We start from the raw sequence: 442 nt of genomic DNA on the forward strand, positions 1-442 counted from the left end.
GCTGTATTGAGGGTGCGTCAGCTCGTTCCAAAGCGCGCGGCAGCGCTGGCCCAGCCAGGCATTGAGTTCCTCGAAGGAGTGAAACTGACAGTCCTGGGCGTCTAGCCAGATACGCCTGCGGCTGTCTTGCACGTTCTTTTCAACGATGCCCTTTTCCCAACCAGCGGCGACGTTGCAGAAGTCCGGATCGAACAGGTAATGCGCGCACATCACCGCAAAGCGTGCATTCACCGCCCGGCCTTTGCCCTTATTGACCTTGTCGACGGCGGTCTTCATGTTGTCGTAGATGCCCCGGCGCGGCACGCCGCCCAAGGCGCCGAACGAGCGTGTATGGGCGTCAAATAACATCTCATGGCCCTGGCTCGGATACGCCACAAGCCAGAACGCACGGCTGGCACACAGCTTCAGATGTGCCACCTGCATACGCCGGTAAATGCCGCCG

At 60.4% G+C, this 442-nt stretch carries 1 protein-coding gene; it reads right to left on the bottom strand.

Annotation, left to right across the window (positions count from 1 at the left end; all coding sequences use genetic code 11):
• On the bottom strand, positions 1-442 hold a 442-nt coding region (istA, locus tag M8013_RS00150; protein WP_271265823.1), incomplete at both ends, for an IS21 family transposase.

Origin of the sequence: Silvania confinis, assembly GCF_025564085.1 — a bacterium.
GTDB classification, from domain to species: domain Bacteria; phylum Pseudomonadota; class Gammaproteobacteria; order Enterobacterales; family Enterobacteriaceae; genus Enterobacter; species Enterobacter confinis.